This is a genomic window from Urbifossiella limnaea, from assembly GCF_007747215.1.
Lineage (GTDB): Bacteria > Planctomycetota > Planctomycetia > Gemmatales > Gemmataceae > Urbifossiella > Urbifossiella limnaea.
The window spans coordinates 2,893,854-2,910,510 of record NZ_CP036273.1 but is presented as its reverse complement, the minus strand read 5'-3'; the positions used below and the strand labels follow the sequence as shown (position 1 = coordinate 2,910,510).

Below are 16,657 nucleotides of genomic sequence, written 5' to 3'. Positions count from 1 at the left end.
GGTGGCTCCGACAAAAAAGCCCGGGGACGGCTGTCCCCGGGCTTTTCAGGTTTCACGATTCGGGCTTCAGCCGTTCGACGCCGCGTGGCGGCCGTTCATCACCGGCAGCGGCAGAACACCCGGCGGCCCGTCCGAGTCGCCGCCGCCGCAGCCCGCCTCGTAGCCGGGGTCCAGCACTTCCATCCTCCGGCGGCGCTCCATCCGTTCGTTCCCCTCGGGCATCAACTGCGTCTTGTCGCCCTGGAGCAGCGCGCTCACGCCGCGGGTCCGCGGGCCGGCGGCCGGCGACAAACCTGGCTTGTCCTCGGCCTGGTAACGGATCAGCATCCCCTCGTAGTTCCGCAGCACGACCGCATCGTCGGCCATGCTCACGAGGTAGTTCGGCATCATCGGAATCTTGCCGCCGCCGTGCGGGCTGTCCACCACGTAAGTCGGGATGCCGATGCCGCTCATGTGCCCGCGGAGGCCTTCCATGATCTCGAGCCCCTTCCACACGCTCGTGCGGAAGTGGCCGGCACCGGTCACCGGGTCGCAGTGGAACAGGTAGTACGGCCGGACCTTGATCCGCAGCAGGCCGCGGAGCAACTCGCGCATCGTGCCCAGGTCGTCGTTCACGCCCTTCAGCAGCACCGAGTGGTTGTTCACCGGCATCCCGGCCTTCAGCAGCGCCTTCACCACGCGCGCCGACTCCGGCGTGATCTCGCGCGGGTGGTTGAAGTGCGTCTGGATGTACACCTTCTCGGCCGACGCCAGCAGGTCGATGAGTTCCTGGTCGAACAGCCGCTGCGGGAGCGTGACCGGCACGCGGGTGCCGATGCGGATCACGTCCACGTGGTCGATGGCCTTCAGGTTGTCCAGGTAATAGCGGAGCTTGCCGACCGGCAGGGTCAGCGGGTCGCCACCGCTGACGATCACGTCGCGGATGCTCTCGGTGCGGCGGACGTAGTCGATCATCCGCTCGTCGTCAGCGCTGATCCCCTCCCAGCCGCCGCGGGTGAGCGTGGCGCGCTTGCGCGTGCAGTACCGGCAGTACATCGAGCAGTTGGGCGTGGTGATGAGCAGCGCCCGGTCGGGGTACCGGTGCGTGAGGCCCGGCACCGGCGAGTCCTTGTCCTCCTCGAGCGGGTCTTCCAGCTCGTACCCCGACTGGTTCTGCGCTTCCAGGGGCGACGGCACGCTCTGGAGGCGGATCGGGTCGAACGGGTCGTCCGGGTCGATGAGCGAGAAGTAGTACGGCGGGATGGCGAGCTTGTACTCGCTCTCGATCCGGCCGATCGCTTCGAGCTCGGCGGGGGAGAAGGTGAGCAGGGTGCGGAGCTGGCGAACGGAGCGCACCGAGTTCTGCGTCTGCCACCGCCAGTCGGTCCAGAGGTGGTCCGGGACGTCCTGCCACGCGGGGAGCCGCCGCGACCGACTCGGGGGCTCGTCGTCGTCGAATCCGCTCGCGGCCGGCGTCGTGCTCGGGCGAGTGTCGGGTTCGGCCATGCCGGGTTTCGCCTCCACGGGCCTCTTAACCCGGGCCGGTGTCATCCGACGACGACCGGCACTGCGGGGGGGCGACGCCTTGAGTGCGCGAAGCGCGACGTACACCTTAAGAACAGATCGTAACGCGGGGTGTGTGAAAAACAAGTTGAGCGTCCGCCGTTGCCGCGCGGAATTTCCCACTTTTTCCCGCAACACCGGCGCGACACGGCGCACTTCGGCCTCAGCTCCCGGCATCCCGCGCCGCCGCGCGCGCCGATACACTTCTCTTTCCGACACCGACGAGCCGCGCGGGACCGCCATGAGCCGGATGCTGCAACAGTACCGCGACGCGAAGGCGCTTCACCCGGGAATGCTTGTCCTTTTTCGCAACGGCGACTTCTACGAACTGTTCGAGGACGACGCCGAGTTGGGCTCCAAAGTGCTCGGCCTCACGCTCACGAAGCGCGACGGCACCGTGCCCATGGCGGGCGTGCCGGTGCACCGCCTGGAGCACTACCTCGGTCAGCTCATCAAGGCCGGCCACCGCGTCGCCGTGTGCGAGCAGATGGAGGAGCCGGACCCGAAGAAGAAGATCATCCACCGCGAGGTGAACCGCGTCGTCACGCCGGGCACCGTCACCGAGGAGGGCTTGCTCGACCCGAAGTCGCCGAACCACCTCGTCGCCGTTTTCGCCACGAAAAGCAGCGTGTTCGGCGTGGCGTGGGTCGACCTCAGCGCCGGCGTCTTCGGCGCGGCCGACGTGCCCGCCGCGCGGCTGACCGACGAGTTCGCGCGCCTCAACGCCGCCGAGGTGCTTTACGCGGATGGACAGGCAGGCACGATCACGGAAGCGGCGAGCGTCGTCATGCCGCGGACGCGGTCGCCCCGGCCGGACTGGACGTTTGACCCGACGACCGCGACGCAAGCGCTCAAGACGCACTTCCAGGTGGCGACGCTCTCCGGCTTCGGCTTCGAGGACGACCAGCCGTGCCTCACGGCCGCGGGCGCGATCGTCGTCTACTTGCAGGAGACGCTCCGGGCCAGCCTGTCGCACCTGCGCCGCCTCCAGCCGCACCGGCCCGACACGCTCCTGACGCTCGACGAGGTCACGCGCCGCAGCCTGGAACTGACGCGCACCCTGCGCGACGCCCAGCGCGACGGCTCGCTGCTGTCCGTGCTCGACCGCACCGTCACGCCGATGGGCGCGCGGATGCTCCACGACAGCCTGCTGGCCCCGCTCACCGACCGCGCCGCGATCACGGCCCGGCTCGACGCCGTCGAGGAACTGGTGAAGGACCACGCCCTCCGCGGCCAGCTCCGCGACCAGCTCGACGCTTGCTCCGACATTCAACGCCTCGCCACGCGCGTCTCGACGGCCCGCGCCACGCCGCCGGACCTGGCGAAGATCGCCGCCACGCTCCGCCTGTTGCCCGCCGTGAAGGCGAAGCTGTCCGGCCGCCGCTCGTCGCTGCTGGCGGCGTTGGAGCAGCGGCTCGAACTGTGTCCCGACCTCCGCGACCTCCTCGACCGAGCCCTAAAGGTTGACCCGCCCTTGTCCGCGAAGGACGGCGACGTGATCAAGGAGGGCTACAGCCCCGACCTGGACGAGCTGCGGAAGCTGTCCAGCGAAGGCAAAGGGTGGATCGCCCGCTACCAGGCGGCGGAGATCACGCGGACGAACATCACGAGCCTGAAGGTCGGGTACAACGAGGTCCACGGCTACTACATCGAGGTGACGCACGCCAACGCCGGCCGCGTGCCGGCCGACTACGTCCGCAAGCAGACGCTGAAGAACGCCGAGCGCTACATCACGCCGCAGCTGAAGGAGTACGAGGAGAAGGTGCTGTCCGCGCAGGAGAAGAGCCAGGCGCTGGAGCTACAGCTGTTCAACCAGCTCCGCGAGCAGGTGGCCGCGCAGACGCACCGCCTCCTGAACACCGCCGACGTGCTCGCCGCGGCCGACTTCCTTGCGGCTCTCGCGGAGTTGGCCGCGTCCCGCAACTACGTCCGCCCGGTGCTGGTTGACGAACCCGTCCTCGACATCAAGGACGGCCGCCACCCGGTCCTCGACGTGATCCTGCCGCCGGGCACGTTCGTCCCGAACGACGCCGCGTTCGGCCCCGAGGCCGGCACCTTCTGGCTCATCACCGGGCCGAACATGAGCGGCAAGAGCACGTTCATCCGGCAGGTGGCGCTGCTCACACTTATGGCCCACGTCGGCAGCTTCGTCCCCGCGAAGGCCGCGACCGTCGGCCTGACCGACCGCATCTTTACTCGCGTCGGCGCCAGCGACGAACTGAGCCGCGGCCAGAGCACGTTCATGGTCGAAATGACGGAGGCGGCGAACATCCTGAACAACGCCACCCGGCGCAGCCTGGTCATCCTCGACGAGATCGGCCGCGGCACCAGCACGTACGACGGCGTGTCGCTCGCGTGGGCCATCACCGAGTACCTGCACGGGGCGGTCGGCTGTCGGGCGCTATTCGCCACGCACTACCACGAACTCGCGCAGCTCGCGGCGACGCTGCCGAACCTGCGGAACTACAACGTGACGGTCCAGGAGCACGAGAAGGACGTGGTGTTCCTGCACAAGATCGGGCCGGGCAACGCCGACAAGAGCTACGGCATCCACGTCGCCCGGCTGGCGGGCGTTCCGGAACCGGTGCTGGCCCGCGCCGAGTCGGTACTCGGCACCCTGGAAGCGCGGCACCAGCTGCCCGTCGGAACACCGCCGCCGGCGGTGGAGACGCCGGCACCAAAGCCGCCGGAACCCAAACCGACGCGGAAGAAGCCGACGCCGACGCCGGTCGCGCCGCCGGAAGCGCCGAAGCGAAAGCCCGCAGGGCCGACCCTGTTCGACGACCCGAACGGGCCGCCGTTCTGAGCCTCAGCGCGCCAGGTTGTACCCCTTGATCTTCCGGTCGAGCGTCGAGCGCTCGATCCCGAGGATCGCCGCCGCCTGCGACTTGTTCCAGTCGGTGTACTTCAGCGTCGCCTCGATGTGCCGCTTCTCCACGTCGTCGATCGTCTCCGGCCGGTACACGCCCGGCGCCGAGCCGATCACCGGGCCGCCGACGTCCAGTTCGCTCAGCCAGATGTCGACCGCGTCGACGACCGGGCCGGTCCCCAGCGCCACCGCGCGCTCCACGACGTTCCGCAGTTCACGGACGTTCCCCGGCCAGCGGTAGCCCTTGAGCTTGTCCACCGCGGCGGGGGTGAAGCCGCGCATCTTGCGGCCGGTCTCGCGGGCGAACCGCTTGAGGAAGTGGTCGGCGATCGGCGGCACGTCCTCCGGCCGGTCTCGCAGCGGCGGCACGTCCAGCTGCACCACCTGCAACCGGAAGAACAGGTCGCGGCGGAACGTGCCCGCACGCACGGCTTCTTCGAGCGGCCGGTTCGTCGCCGCGACGACGCGCACGTCCACCCGGATCGGCGTGTTGCCGCCGACGCGCTCGAACGCCTGCCCCTCCAGCACGCGCAGGAACTTCGCCTGCGTGGTCTGTGCCATCTCGCCGATCTCGTCCAGGAAGATGGTGCCGGTGTCGGCCGCCTCGAACTTGCCGATCATCCGCTCGGTCGCGCCGGTGAACGCCCCCTTCTCGTGGCCGAACAGCTCGCTCTCCAACAGGGTCTCGGTCAGGGCCGCGCAGTTGAGCGTCACGAACGGCGCGTCCTTGCGGGGGCTGCGCGAGTGGATCGCCCGCGCCACCAGTTCCTTGCCGACGCCGCTCTCGCCGCGGATCAACACCGTGGCTTTCGTGGCAGCGACCCGGCTCGCCTGCGACTCGATCGTCGCCAGGCCGGCGCTGTCGCCGACCATCTCGCTCTCGATGCGGAGCTGGTCCTTGAGGTTACGCACCTCGACGGACAGCGTCGCCTGCTTCCGCAGCCGGTGCCACGCGGTGCCGAGTTGGCGGGCGACGGCGAGCGTGAACTCCAGGTCGTCCGCGTTCAGCGGGTGCGTGATGTGCGCCCGGTAGAGGTGGAACAGCCCGATGAGTTGATCCTCGACGATCACCGGGGCGCAGATGAGGCTGGCCACCTTCAGGTCGGCGATGCTGTCGCGGTCCTTCAGCGCCCGCTCGAGGGCCACGTTCTCCGCCAGGATGGCCTGCTTCGTGCCCAGCACCTCGTGGCTGACGAAGTTGGACACCTTGTGGTACGTCGGGTGACCGGCCCCGCGGTGCCGGTACACCACCGGCTCGAACTCGCGGCCTTCCTTGAGTGCCAGCACCGCCCCCACCTCGGCCGGCGTGGCGCGGAACGCGGCGTCCACGACCAACTCTCCGAGTTCGGCGGGCGTGGCGGCGTCGGCCATGTCGAGGGCGAGGCGGTACAGGATGGCCAGCGCCTGCGACGGCGACACCCGGCTGTCGGTGCGGGCCGGCTCGGTCGGCGGCGCGGCCGACGGCGCGGGAATCGGCGGGTGGTACTTGGTCTGCCCGAGGCGCTTCTTGATCGCCATCCCGTCGGACTTGTCCGACGACCGCGACGCCGCCGGCTGCGGCACGTCCGGGATTTGCGTCAGGTCTTCGATGAACACGAACTCGACGCGGCCGACGCGAAGGTCGTCGCGGGCCGTGAGCCGCTGCTCGCGGCGGAGTTGTTCGCCGTTGAGGTGGGTGCCGTTGAGGCTCCCGAGGTCGCGGACGAACCAGCCGCCCTCGGCGGGGAAGACCTCGGCGTGCTCGCGGCTGCACAGGTCGTCGCGGAGCACGACGCGGTTGGTGGGGGCGCGGCCGAGGGTGTAGCGCGTCCCGTCCTGGAGCGGGTACACGTCCCCAAACCCGTCGTCCCGGCGGGCGACGAGAAACGCACTGGGTGGGGCGGCGGCCATGCCGTCACGATAAGCCGCCGGCCGGTCCGGGGGAAGGTGAGGACTGGCGAACGGCCGGCGTGAGCCGGTTGGTGGGGGTGGTAGGCACCCGTACCAACGACCAGCCGGCTCACGCCGGCCGTTCGCCCAGCCGATTCAGAATCTCGATCCCCCGGTCCAGCGTCTCGTCGGTCGCCGCGTAGGAGATGCGGAAGTGCGTGTCGCGGCCGCTGAACGTGCCGCCGGGGATGACCAACAAGTTGTTGCGGATCGCCTCCGACACGAACTCCGTTCCCGTGCCCCACGGAGCTTTCGGGAACAGGTAGAACGCCCCGCCGGGGACGGCGAGCTCGTAGCGGCCGCGCAGTGCCTCGCACAGCCGGTCGCGCTTGCGGCGGTAGTCGGCGACGAGTTCGGTCACGTCGTAGTCGAGCGCCGCGACCCCGGCGTGCTGGGCCATGCTGGGGGCACATACGTAGGTGAACTGCTGCAACTTCGCCATCTCGGCCAGGAGCCGCGTCGGGCCGTGCGCCCACCCGAGCCGCCACCCGGTCATCGCGTAGGTCTTGCCGAAGCCCTCCACGACCAGAACGTTCTCGTCCCACTCGGCCGGGCTGCGGGCCGGGCCGTCGTAGTGGAATGCCCGGTAAATCTCGTCGCTGATCAGGAGAACGCCGCGCTCGCGGGCCAGTTCGGCGACCGCCTTCAGCGCTTCCGGTGTCGCCACAACGCCGGTCGGGTTCGACGGCGTGGACAGCAGAATCACCTTCGTCCGGGGCGTGATCGCGGCGGCGATGCGGTCGGGGTCGAGCGCGAAGTCGGGGTAGCCCGGGACCGGCACCATGCGGCCGCCGGCGAGAGTGATCATGTGGGGGTAGGCGACGAAGTACGGGTCGGGCGTCACGACCTCGTCGCCGGGGTTCACGACTGCCATCAGCGCCAGTAGTAGCCCGCCGCTCGTGCCGCTGGTGACGAGCACGTCGCGGTCTTGGCCGGGGAAGCGGGCCGCGGCGTCGGCGGCGAGGCGGTCGCGCAACTCGGCCACACCCTGCGTCACGGTGTAGCCGTTGTGGCCGGCGTCGATGGCCGCCTTGGCCGCCTCCCGGACCGGCTCCGGGACCGGGAAGTGCGGCTGACCGATGCTGAGGTTGACGGGGTTCTTCAGCGACTTGCCGAGCTCGAACACCTTGCGGATGCCCGACAGCTCGATGTGCCGGGTGCGCTCCGCCAGCCAGGATTCGGGGATCATGCAACAGGCTCAGGGCTTGTCGGACACGCTGTCGAGATCGCCGACGCGGGCGACCACCCAGGCGACGAACACGACAACCGCGACCACGCCGGCGACGATCAGCCAGCCGATCATCGGGTCGCCGGTGGTATGAGCCGGGTCGCCGCCGGTGTAGGTGTAGCCCCCGGCCGGCGCGTCGGCGAACAGTCCGGTCAGATAGCGGGTCATGGGCAACCTCCCGGAAGTAGCCGGACCACCCGGCCGCCCCTGTCTCGACACCTCCGTTTACTCTATTGTTCGCTCCCGGCCGTCAGTTGTGGTGAAAATCGGCCCGAATTCTGCGGAAATCGCGGGCCGGTCAGGGTTTCAGCACCGAATCGAACAGCTTGTAGGCGGCCTCGCGCATGTCGGTCGGGAAGTCGTGCTCGCACTCGGGGTGCTCGACCCGCAACCGGTCCGGGTGGCCGTACAGACGAAACACAGGGCGGGCCGCCGCGGCGATTCGGTCCACGCTGTCGGCACGGAAGTTGGAGTCTCGCGTCGGGGCGACGATCAGGACGTGCCGCGGGGCGAGCGCCCCGACCATCTCGTGGAAGTCGAACGGGATGTCGGCGAGGCGGCCCTTGTAGTCGGCGAGCTTCCGCATGTACCGCGTCTGGCACCACCCGCGCTCCGGCTCCCAGTTCTTCGGGTCGCCGCGGTAGTAGTCGGAGTACGAGTCGAGACCGCAACTGCTGACGACCGCGACCAGCCGCGGGTCGAACACGGCGGCGTACACCGAGTTGTGCCCGCCGAGTGAGTGGCCGATCGCGGCGAACTTCTTCCCCTCGACGTAGGGGAGCGATTCGAGCAGATCGAGGCCGCGGGAGTTGTCCCAGACGGCCTTCATGGTGCCGCTCTCGAAGCCGAGCGCCTTCAGGTCCGGCTGGTATTTCGCCAACAACGGGTAGCTCGGGGCGAGGACGACGTATCCGCGTTCGGCCAGTTCGGCGGCGTAGGCGCGGTTCGCCTTGCCGCCGAGGCCGACCACCACGTCGTGCCCGATGGTGTTGTCCGTCGGGTGAAGCGCGAGCACCGCGGGCGCCTTCTTCTTGCCGTCGAGGGCAGTCTTGGGCACGAGCAGCCACGCCGGCACGCGGCCGCCGGGAGTCGAGCTGTACGTCACGAGCCGGCGGACGTAGCTCCCCGCGTCCGTCTCCGACTCGATCCTCAGGTCGAGCGGCCCACGCCGGTCGGCACCGGGGAACTTCCCCATCACCGACTCCATCCCGCGGACGACCTCGGCCCGCCGCTTCTCCCAGTCGGCGACGGTCTTCACCTCGGCGGCGGTGCCGTCGGCGGCGCGGTAGAGGAGCAGGTTCTCGCGCGGCAGCCGCGGAGCGGGGTCGGCGGCGAACACGAGCAGCGCGAGCGGGGCAAGACGAATCACGTCGGTTCCTCCCGGACGAGGCGGCGGAACGGGTCGCCGAGGGCGGTTTCGAGGTACGGCGTCACGCCCCAGAAGCGGCACAGCTCGCGGTACTCGGCAACGAACGTCGGGTCACCGACGGGCAGGCCGGAGGTGGCGCGGATCATCAGATTGCGGGCCGTGTGCTCGGGGCTCACGAACTCGACCACGTCCGTGCGGTAGCCCATGATCCGCAGCGCGAGCGCCCGCAGGGCGTCCGTCAGGATGTCGGCGGTGCGCTGCTGCAAGATGCCGTGGCGCAGCACGGGCCGAAGTACCGTAGCGGGGCCGTTCGACTTCACGACGGGATTCAACGCCTGATGGCAGCACGGTACGCTCAGCACCAACCGGGCCTCGGAGCGGACCGCCTGCGCGAGTGCGTCGTCGGTGGCGGTGTCGCAGGCGTGCAGGGCGAGAACGACGTCCGCGGGCCCGCCGAACGTGCCGATGCGGGCGCAGGCGAAGCCGGCCCCGTCGGCTGCGATTCGGTCCGCGGCAGCCGCCGACTTTTGCACAACGTGCGGGTTGGCGTCCACGCCGGTGACGCGGGCGGGGATGCCGAGCACGTCGTTGAGGTAGTGGTGCGCCGCGAGCGTGAGGTGCCCGGAGCCGGAGCCGCAGTCGAGTATTTCGACCGGCCGGCCGAGCCCGCGCAAGCCGGCGTCGTCGAGCTTGTGGTCGAGGTGCTTGAGGAACTCGTTCACCTGCGTGAACTTCGCCCGCATCGTCGGCCGGACGCGGCCGTCGGGCGTCATGACGCCGATCGCTTCGAGCAGGTGGTCGGCGCGGCCCTCGGGGAGTGGCAGGTCCTTCTCGCGGTTGTGAGCCGTGCTGGCGGCCGAAGCCGGCGCCGTGCGACCGACGAGCACCTTCCCTTTCTTCGAGAGGCGGATGTCGGTGCCGCCGGCGTCTGTGTCGAGGTGAACGGCAGAGAATCCGACTGACATCAGCTGATCGAGTCGGGCTTCGGACTCGCCGCGGCTGACGTTGTGCGTTCGACACTGGCGGGCGTCGTAGTACGCGAACTGGAGTTGGCGCCCCCCACGGAGTTCGACCGGCCGCACGACCACCCGGACCCAGCCGGCCGGGTTCTCGCCCCGGGCCACGCCGGCGAACGTGCCCCGGCGGAAGCCGGGGCCGAGCACGGCGGCGGTGACGATCGAACGCGGGTCACTCATGCGGTCATGCTATCAGACGCGGCCGAACTGCTTGTCGAGTTCGTGCCGGGTGAACCGGAGCGACGTCGGCCGGCCGTGCGGGCAGTGGTGGCTGTCCTCGGCCATCTCGCGGAGGTGGAGCAGGTACGAAATCTCCTCCGGCGACAGCCGGTCGCCGGCCTTCACCGCCGCCTTACAGGCCATCGTCGCCGTCAGGTCGTGGAGCAGAGCGTCTCGCGTCGGCGGGCGCTCCCTCGTGAGCAGGTAATCGACCACGCCCTGGAAAATCTCGTGCGGCGGCCGGCGGCCGAGGAGCGTCGGGTAGCTCGCCAGCAGCACCGTGTTGCCGCCGAAGTCGGACACGTCGAGGCCGAGTTCGCGGAGGGTGTCGGCCGCCTCGAGGACGAGCGCCGCCTGCTCGGCCGGCAGGTCGATCGGCTCCGGGATGAGGAGCCGTTGCACTTCGAGCTTGCCGTCGCGGATGCGGCGGCGGAACTGCTCGAAGAGGATCCGCTCGTGCAGCGCGTGCTGGTCGATCACGAGCATCCCGTCGGTCGTTTCGAGCACGAGGTACGAGTCGTGAACCTGCAGCGCGGTGCCCGGCGGCGGCAGCGGGAACGGCGTGAGTTCCGGGGCGCCGGCCGCGGGAGGCGGAGCGGGTTCGGCCGTCGGGACGGTTTCGGCACCGGCCGGCGCGTCGAGGGGCAGCCGCGGCGCAGCTGCCGCCGTGCGCACGAGCCCCGCGAACGGATCGGCCGCGCGCCCTTCGGGCGGCGCGACGAGCTCTGCCCGCCACGCCGCGGGCGGCATCTCCCACGGTGCGACGGTCCGGTCCGACACCGCCTGCCGCGGCGAGAACAGCGCCGGCGTGTCGGGCGCCTCGGAGCGCGGGCCGGCGCCCACGGCTTCGCCGGCGGGAGCAGCCAGGTACGGTACGAGGTTCTCGCGGAGCAAGCGGGCCTTCACCGTGGCGCGGACCAGGGAGTAGACCAGCGAGTTTTCCTGGAAGCGGACCTCCGCCTTCGTGGGATGGACGTTCACGTCCACACTGTCCGGCGGCACCGTCAGGAACAGGAAGCCGACGGCGTACCGGCCCGTCATCAGCAGCCCGCGATAGCTCTCTTGCAGCGCGTGGGCCAGGCTACGGTCGCGGAACCATCGGCCGTTCACGAACAGGTATTGCAGTTTCGCGTTGCCGCGGTCGCACTTCGGGTCGGCGACGTAGCCGACGACCCGCTGCCGGCCCGGGCCGCTGTCGATCTCGTACAGCGTGTCGCGGACCTCGGCGCCGAAGAACAGGCCGATGCGGTCCGCGAGTCCGGCCGTCGCGGGGACCTCATACACGAGCTTGCCGTTGTGCCGCAGCACGAGGTGGAGGCCGGGGTTCCCGAGCGCCAGCCGCGTCACCGTCTCGCAGACGTGGCCCAGCTCGGTGGCGACGCTCTTGAGAAACTTCTTCCGCACCGGCACGTTGTAAAAGAGGTGCCGCACCTCGACCCGCGTGCCCGGCGACCCGTTCCACGGCCGCACCGCCGACAGGTCGCCGCCGTCGCACCGCACCTCACACCCGCTGGCGAGCGCCGGCGGCCGCGACTGGAGCGTCACCTTGCCGACGCCGGCGATCGACGCGAGCGCCTCACCGCGGAAGCCCATGGAGCTGATGGCGAACAGGTCGTCGGCGGACGTTAGCTTGCTGGTGGCGTGCTGGGCGAAGGCGAGGGCCAGGTCGTCCGGCTCGATTCCGTGGCCGTCGTCGGCGACGCGGATGAGCTCCGTGCCGCCGACCTCCAGGTCGATGTCGATGCGGGTGCTGCCGGCGTCGATGGAGTTCTCGACGAGTTCCTTGACGACCGACGACGGCCGCTCGATGACCTCGCCGGCGGCGATCTTGGCGACGACGTGCGGCGGAAGTTGCTGGATGCGGGCCATGCGTCTACTATCGGCCGGCGGCCGGGGGCGGCGGAAGCTCAGTTGCCGGCTGGCAGTGCGACTGACCCGTATCGCCGACGGTCAGTCGGCCTCGTCCCCGCTCCCCTCATTCTTCCACTTCTGGAGGTTGCGGTACAGCGTCCGCTCGCCGATGCCGAGCAGCCGGGCCGCCTCCTCGCGGTTCCCGGTCGTCAGCTCCAGCGCCTTCTCCATGTAGTACCGCTCCACCTCCGCCAGCGGCCGGCCGATCAGCTGATCGCTGCCCGACGCCAGCCCGCCACCCTCCGCCGCCGGCTTCAGGCCCGAATCCTCGGGCAGGTCGTCGAGCGTCAGCTCGCCGTCGAGGTCGAGGACGAGCATCGAGTCGAGAAGGTTCCGCAGCTCGCGGACGTTGCCCGGCCAGTCGTGCGCTTCGAGCGCCTTCCACACCGCCGGCGCCACCTTCGGCACCACCTTGCCGTGGCGCTTCGCCAAATCCTTCAGGAAGTGCGCCGCCAACTGCGGCACGTCCTCGCGCCGCTCGCGCAGGGCGGGGAGTTTCACCACGCCGACCTTCAGCCGGTGGTACAGGTCGAGGCGGAACTTGCCGTCCTTGATCGCGGCCTCCAGGTCGCGGTTCGTCGCGGCGAGGATGCGCACGTCCACCCGGATCGAGTCGTTGGCACCGATCCGCGTCACCTCGCCGTTCTCCAGCACCCGCAACAGCTTGGCCTGGAGGGCGAGCGGCATGTCGCCCACCTCGTCGAGGAACAGGGTGCCGCCGTTGGCGTGTTCGAACCGCCCGGCCCGCCGCCCCCGCGCCCCGGTGAACGCACCGTCCTCGTGGCCGAACATGTCGTCGTCGAGCAGGTTCTCGTTGAGCGCGGCGCAGTTCATCGCCACGAACGGCCGCCCCTTCCGCGGGCTGTTGGTGTGCAGCGCCCGCGCGGCCAGTTCCTTTCCCGTGCCGTTCTCGCCGAGAATCAGCACGGAGGCCGTGGTCGGGGCGTACGCCTTGAGGAGTTGCAGCACCCGCTGCATCCGCGGGCTGTTGCCGACGACGCCCTCGTAGCCGAACTTCTCGTCCAGTTGCCGGCGCAGGTCACGGACGGTACGAACCCGCTCGGCCGACTTGTCCACGACCGCCCGCAGCTCGGCCAGGTCGAGCGGCTTCGTGAGGTAGTGCGACGCCCCGCGCTTCATCGCCTCCACGGCCGTCTTCACCTCGGCGTACCCGGTGACGACGAACACCTCCGCGTCCGGCAGCACCTTGCGGGCCTTCTCGACGATGGCCAGGCCGTCCACGTCGGCCATGCGCAGGTCCGTCAGCACCACGTCGAACGGGTCGCTGTCGAGCTTCGCGGAGCCGGCCCGGCCGCTGGTGGCGACGGTGACGGCGTGGCCGCGGCGCTCCAGGCTCTCGGCGATCGTCTCGGCTAGCAGCTTGTCGTCGTCGATGACGAGAACTTGCAGCGGCTCGGGCGCGGCGGACATGTCTACCCCGGCGGTGGCGCGTGAACCGGGTTAGTGTACCGGCCCCGGCAGCGCCTTCGGCTCGCCGACGCCGCGGAACGTGCGGAGGAACGCCAGGAACTGATCGAGCAGCGACGCCCCGGCACCGGGCCGACCCTCGATCGTCACAGCCGTGCGGCTCACGGTCACGCGGCCGGCGAAGCCCGCGAGCCGCACCTCGGCCGCGTCCGCACCGCTGGCGATGTGAACCTTCACGCCCTCCGGCGGGGCGTCCTCGATGCGGTCCACGAACTCTGCGACATCGACCGGCGCCGCGAACTCGAACACGAGTCGGTCGAAGCGGCTGCCGAACACGCTCGTGAACCCCTCGGACCGCACGAACCCGGGGTCCGCGAGGCGGCTCAGGTCGCGGCGCCAGATCACTTCCGTCGGGTCGTCCGGGTTCACTTCCACCGTCACCGTGTACTCGAAGTCCGGCGTGCGAAGGAAGCCGAGGCCGTCGCGCTCGGCGGAGGCGTCCAGGTCTTTGCGCTTGTAGCCGAACGTCTCGCGGACGGCGTCGAACGTCTGGTCGAGGTCGGCCTTGATGTCCGGCTGGGCGACGCGGTTGACGTACTTCCGCGCCCAGTCGTTGGCCCGGTCCGGCAGGCTGTGCGACTTGCGGAACCCGGCCAGCTCCTTCACCTTTCCCGGCGTCTCGGAGCGGAAAACCACTCGCTTCATGCGGGCCGGGTCGAGCAGGTCGCCGCCGGGGCCGAGGAGCGCCGCCAGGTCGGCGACGGCGTTACCGCCGTGGGCGTCGCCGAACAGCAGAGGCGTCTGTTCCTGGGGTGCCTCGTAGGCCCGGCGAAGGGTGCGCGGCACCGCGTCCGCGAGGTAGGCGTGTAGCCCGGCGGCGGTCAGGATGCCGTCCTTGCCGACGCCGCTGCGCGTCTTGCCGGTAACGGCTTCGATCAGGTGCGAGCGCCAGATGCCGTGCCGGAGGGTCGCCGACTCGTGGGAGCGTTCCCCGGGCGCCGCCGCGAGCAAGGTGACGCACGCCGGCGAGTCGTCGAGCAGCTTCCGGAGTTCGCCCTCGTCGAGACCGCCGGGGGCAAGATCGCCGGTGACGACGAGCGGGTCGAGGTCGAGAAGCACGGTCACTTCCGGGCAGCGTGTCTGGTGCAGCGCCGCGAACAGGTCGGTGACCGGGACGGCCGTTCCCGGCAGGTCGGCGGGTAGCGTGTCGGCGCAGGCAACGTAGCCGCGGCCCTTGTGGCTGAAGGCACGGCCGACGACCAGCACGAGGAGCGAATCCGGTTTCCCGATCAGCTTCGCGAGGCGCGCCAGGTGCGACTCGACGCCGGCCTTCGTGGTGCGGTGGCCGGCGACGAGGACGCAGCGGTCGGCGGAGTACCCGGCAGCCGGGAGGGCTCGCAGAAGCTCGGCCGCGTCGGCGGCGGCGTAGGGGACCGGCGGCGCGGCCTCGAAAAACGTCTCGACGGCGATCAACAGCGCGGCGCGGTTCGGCACTGAGGGCACCTCGGTGTGTTGGGGGGAGATTCTACCGGAGGTGCGACGGGCGAATCAAAGTGCGAAGGGTTCTGTTGCGTTGCCGCTTGCGGCTGCGCGCTGGGCAGCGCGCAGCCGCGAGCGGCAACCATCGCTATCGACCCATGTGCAGCAGGTGTTCGCGGTGCCGGAGCTGTTGCAGCCGCGTCAGCCCGCCGCACAGGTCCAGGTACTCGGGGAACGTCCTCACGCCGAAGACGTGGTCGTCGAGGAACTGCCGGAACGCAGCCGGGTCGCGCTCCACGTCCAGCCACAGGCGCAGGTGGTCCTCGTCGGAGAAGTACTCGCCGGGCATGTTGCCCGGGTAGCTGCCGAACGGCACCTCGCAGACGGCGTCCACGCACAGGAACGGGATCGTCGTCAGGTGCGGGTTGCGGCGCATTTCCTCGTGCGGCACCAGTCGCTCGCACGTGATGATGACGCGCTTCGCCGCCCGCGCCAGGTCGTTGTCGGCGACCGACGGGCCGATGAACCGGGCGTTGCCGTAGCGGTCGGCTTCGTGGACGTGAATCGCCGCCACGTCGGGGTACAGGGCCGGGACCGCCGCGACCGTCTCGCCGGTGAACGGGCAGGTGAGAGTCTTCGCGCCGCTGCGGGCGAACGTGTCCGTTCCCAACATGCTTCGCGCCGGCAGGAACGGCACCCCCATCGCGGCGGCGGCGAAGCGAAGGGCCAGCGTGTAGTTCGTCCACTCGACGCACGCCACGCCACCACCTTCGACCACGCGGCGGGCGTGCGGCGATAACCCGCGGGCTTCCAGGCCGAGGATGTAGGCCACGTCCACGAGCGCCAGCGTTTGCCCGCGGCCGGTCAGGTTGCCGGCGCACAGAATCTCGAAGTCGTGGGTGGACGTGTGGCCGGCGAAGCCGAGGCGCTGCCGGCCCTGGCGGAGGATCTCGTGCAGGACGGCCGTCGGGATGCGGTTCGTGCCGAAGCCGCCGGCCGCGAAGTAGTCGCCGTCGCGGACGAACCGCCGGACGGCTTCGGCGACGGGCATCACTTTGTCGGTCAGCCCGCGCGGCTTGTCGCGGAAGGCGGCGCGGGCGGCGTCGGATGCGGTCATCGTACCGTCGTCCTACGCGGCCCGGTGGTATTCGGCCTTCATGAACTCGTGCCAGTTCCCCTCGGCGTCGCGGAACCGCGACCGCAGCAGCTTGCGGCCGTCGGCCGTCTGTTCCCAGATGTCCTGGTAGAGTGCCGTAGCGTGCGGGTCGGTGAAACTCGGCCCCTCGGCGTCGAGTGTCAGCACGTCGCCTTCGAGGACGCCCTCGTAGACCCAGTGGTGCGTCATGCACGACGCGACGAACGATCCGACGAACTTGCCGCGGGCCGGGTCGAAGCCGAGGGTCATCCGGCTGGTCATTGGCGTGCCGTCCATGCCGGGCTGCACCCACTCCGAGATCGTCCACAGTCCGCCGAGCGAAATGGTCTTGTCCGTGCCGGCGGCCGTCATCGGCGGTTGGTCCGGCCCCATCACGCACTCGGTTGTAAACGTCCAGTCGCCGACCATGCGGGTCAGCCAGTCGTGCTCCGGCTTCGGGGCGGGCGGTTGCATTGAACCCCTCGGGGTGAAACGAACCCGCGGCGGGGTGCCGCAGGTGTTCTCGTGTATA

At 70.1% G+C, this 16,657-nt stretch carries 12 protein-coding genes; 1 reads left to right on the top strand and 11 read right to left on the bottom strand.

All coding sequences use genetic code 11. From position 1 onward, the window contains the following. Positions 1-66 precede the first annotated feature (66 nt). Entirely contained in the window at positions 67-1,485 is a 1,419-nt protein-coding gene (locus ETAA1_RS11765) for a KamA family radical SAM protein (protein WP_145237995.1), read from the bottom strand. 298 nt (positions 1,486-1,783) lie between these two features. On the opposite strand from ETAA1_RS11765, the gene mutS reads away from it, so the two are divergent. Then, positions 1,784-4,348, top strand: coding sequence for a DNA mismatch repair protein MutS (mutS, locus tag ETAA1_RS11760; protein WP_238389424.1), 2,565 nt, complete (start codon positions 1,784-1,786; stop codon positions 4,346-4,348). Between the two features lie 3 nt (positions 4,349-4,351). Here mutS and ETAA1_RS11755 read toward each other — a convergent pair whose 3' ends face one another. The 10 genes from ETAA1_RS11755 to ETAA1_RS11710 all read right to left on the bottom strand — a co-directional run bounded on the left by ETAA1_RS11755 (position 4,352) and on the right by ETAA1_RS11710 (position 16,599). Then, positions 4,352-6,301 carry a sigma 54-interacting transcriptional regulator gene (locus ETAA1_RS11755; protein ID WP_145237992.1) on the bottom strand — a complete coding sequence of 650 codons (1,950 nt, stop codon included), beginning with the start codon at positions 6,299-6,301 and terminating at the stop codon, positions 4,352-4,354. A gap of 109 nt (positions 6,302-6,410) precedes the next feature. Then, positions 6,411-7,529, bottom strand: coding sequence for a pyridoxal phosphate-dependent aminotransferase (locus ETAA1_RS11750; protein WP_202920836.1), 1,119 nt, complete (start codon positions 7,527-7,529; stop codon positions 6,411-6,413). A 9-nt stretch (positions 7,530-7,538) separates the two neighbouring features. Beyond that, complete coding sequence (locus tag ETAA1_RS11745; RefSeq protein WP_145237989.1) at positions 7,539-7,736, bottom strand: hypothetical protein; 198 nt, start codon at positions 7,734-7,736, stop codon at positions 7,539-7,541. A gap of 130 nt (positions 7,737-7,866) precedes the next feature. Further along, complete coding sequence (locus tag ETAA1_RS11740; protein WP_145237986.1) at positions 7,867-8,937, bottom strand: alpha/beta hydrolase family protein; 1,071 nt, start codon at positions 8,935-8,937, stop codon at positions 7,867-7,869. After that, a complete protein-coding gene (locus ETAA1_RS11735; protein WP_145237983.1) occupies positions 8,934-10,133 on the bottom strand; it encodes a methyltransferase in 1,200 nt (399 codons plus the stop codon). Before ETAA1_RS11735 ends, ETAA1_RS11740 begins: the two co-directional genes overlap by 4 nt. A gap of 12 nt (positions 10,134-10,145) precedes the next feature. Next, positions 10,146-12,041 carry a DNA mismatch repair endonuclease MutL gene (gene mutL / locus ETAA1_RS11730; RefSeq protein WP_145237980.1) on the bottom strand — a complete coding sequence of 632 codons (1,896 nt, stop codon included), beginning with the start codon at positions 12,039-12,041 and terminating at the stop codon, positions 10,146-10,148. Positions 12,042-12,122: 81 nt separating this feature from the next. After that, complete coding sequence (locus ETAA1_RS11725; protein ID WP_145237977.1) at positions 12,123-13,514, bottom strand: sigma-54-dependent transcriptional regulator; 1,392 nt, start codon at positions 13,512-13,514, stop codon at positions 12,123-12,125. A 30-nt stretch (positions 13,515-13,544) separates the two neighbouring features. Continuing rightward, complete coding sequence (locus ETAA1_RS11720) at positions 13,545-15,005, bottom strand: caspase family protein (RefSeq protein ID WP_145237974.1); 1,461 nt, start codon at positions 15,003-15,005, stop codon at positions 13,545-13,547. A 133-nt stretch (positions 15,006-15,138) separates the two neighbouring features. Continuing rightward, positions 15,139-16,107 carry a CoA transferase subunit A gene (locus ETAA1_RS11715; protein ID WP_145237971.1) on the bottom strand — a complete coding sequence of 323 codons (969 nt, stop codon included), beginning with the start codon at positions 16,105-16,107 and terminating at the stop codon, positions 15,139-15,141. Positions 16,108-16,119: 12 nt separating this feature from the next. Continuing rightward, positions 16,120-16,599: a DUF1579 domain-containing protein gene (locus ETAA1_RS11710; RefSeq protein WP_145237967.1), complete on the bottom strand. Its 480-nt coding sequence runs from the start codon at positions 16,597-16,599 to the stop codon at positions 16,120-16,122. Positions 16,600-16,657 lie beyond the last annotated feature (58 nt).

What these genes read in the sequence shown, in the direction of transcription:
- ETAA1_RS11765 (WP_145237995.1), bottom strand. Translation starts at nt 1,485, where the DNA reads ATGGCCGAACCCGACACTCGCCCGAGCACGACGCCGGCCGCGAGCGGA.
- mutS (WP_238389424.1), top strand. Translation starts at nt 1,784, where the DNA reads ATGAGCCGGATGCTGCAACAGTACCGCGACGCGAAGGCGCTTCACCCG.
- ETAA1_RS11755 (WP_145237992.1), bottom strand. Translation starts at nt 6,301, where the DNA reads ATGGCCGCCGCCCCACCCAGTGCGTTTCTCGTCGCCCGCCGGGACGAC.
- ETAA1_RS11750 (WP_202920836.1), bottom strand. Translation starts at nt 7,529, where the DNA reads ATGATCCCCGAATCCTGGCTGGCGGAGCGCACCCGGCACATCGAGCTG.
- ETAA1_RS11745 (WP_145237989.1), bottom strand. Translation starts at nt 7,736, where the DNA reads ATGACCCGCTATCTGACCGGACTGTTCGCCGACGCGCCGGCCGGGGGC.
- ETAA1_RS11735 (WP_145237983.1), bottom strand. Translation starts at nt 10,133, where the DNA reads ATGAGTGACCCGCGTTCGATCGTCACCGCCGCCGTGCTCGGCCCCGGC.
- mutL (WP_145237980.1), bottom strand. Translation starts at nt 12,041, where the DNA reads ATGGCCCGCATCCAGCAACTTCCGCCGCACGTCGTCGCCAAGATCGCC.
- ETAA1_RS11725 (WP_145237977.1), bottom strand. Translation starts at nt 13,514, where the DNA reads ATGTCCGCCGCGCCCGAGCCGCTGCAAGTTCTCGTCATCGACGACGAC.
- ETAA1_RS11715 (WP_145237971.1), bottom strand. Translation starts at nt 16,107, where the DNA reads ATGACCGCATCCGACGCCGCCCGCGCCGCCTTCCGCGACAAGCCGCGC.
- ETAA1_RS11710 (WP_145237967.1), bottom strand. Translation starts at nt 16,599, where the DNA reads ATGCAACCGCCCGCCCCGAAGCCGGAGCACGACTGGCTGACCCGCATG.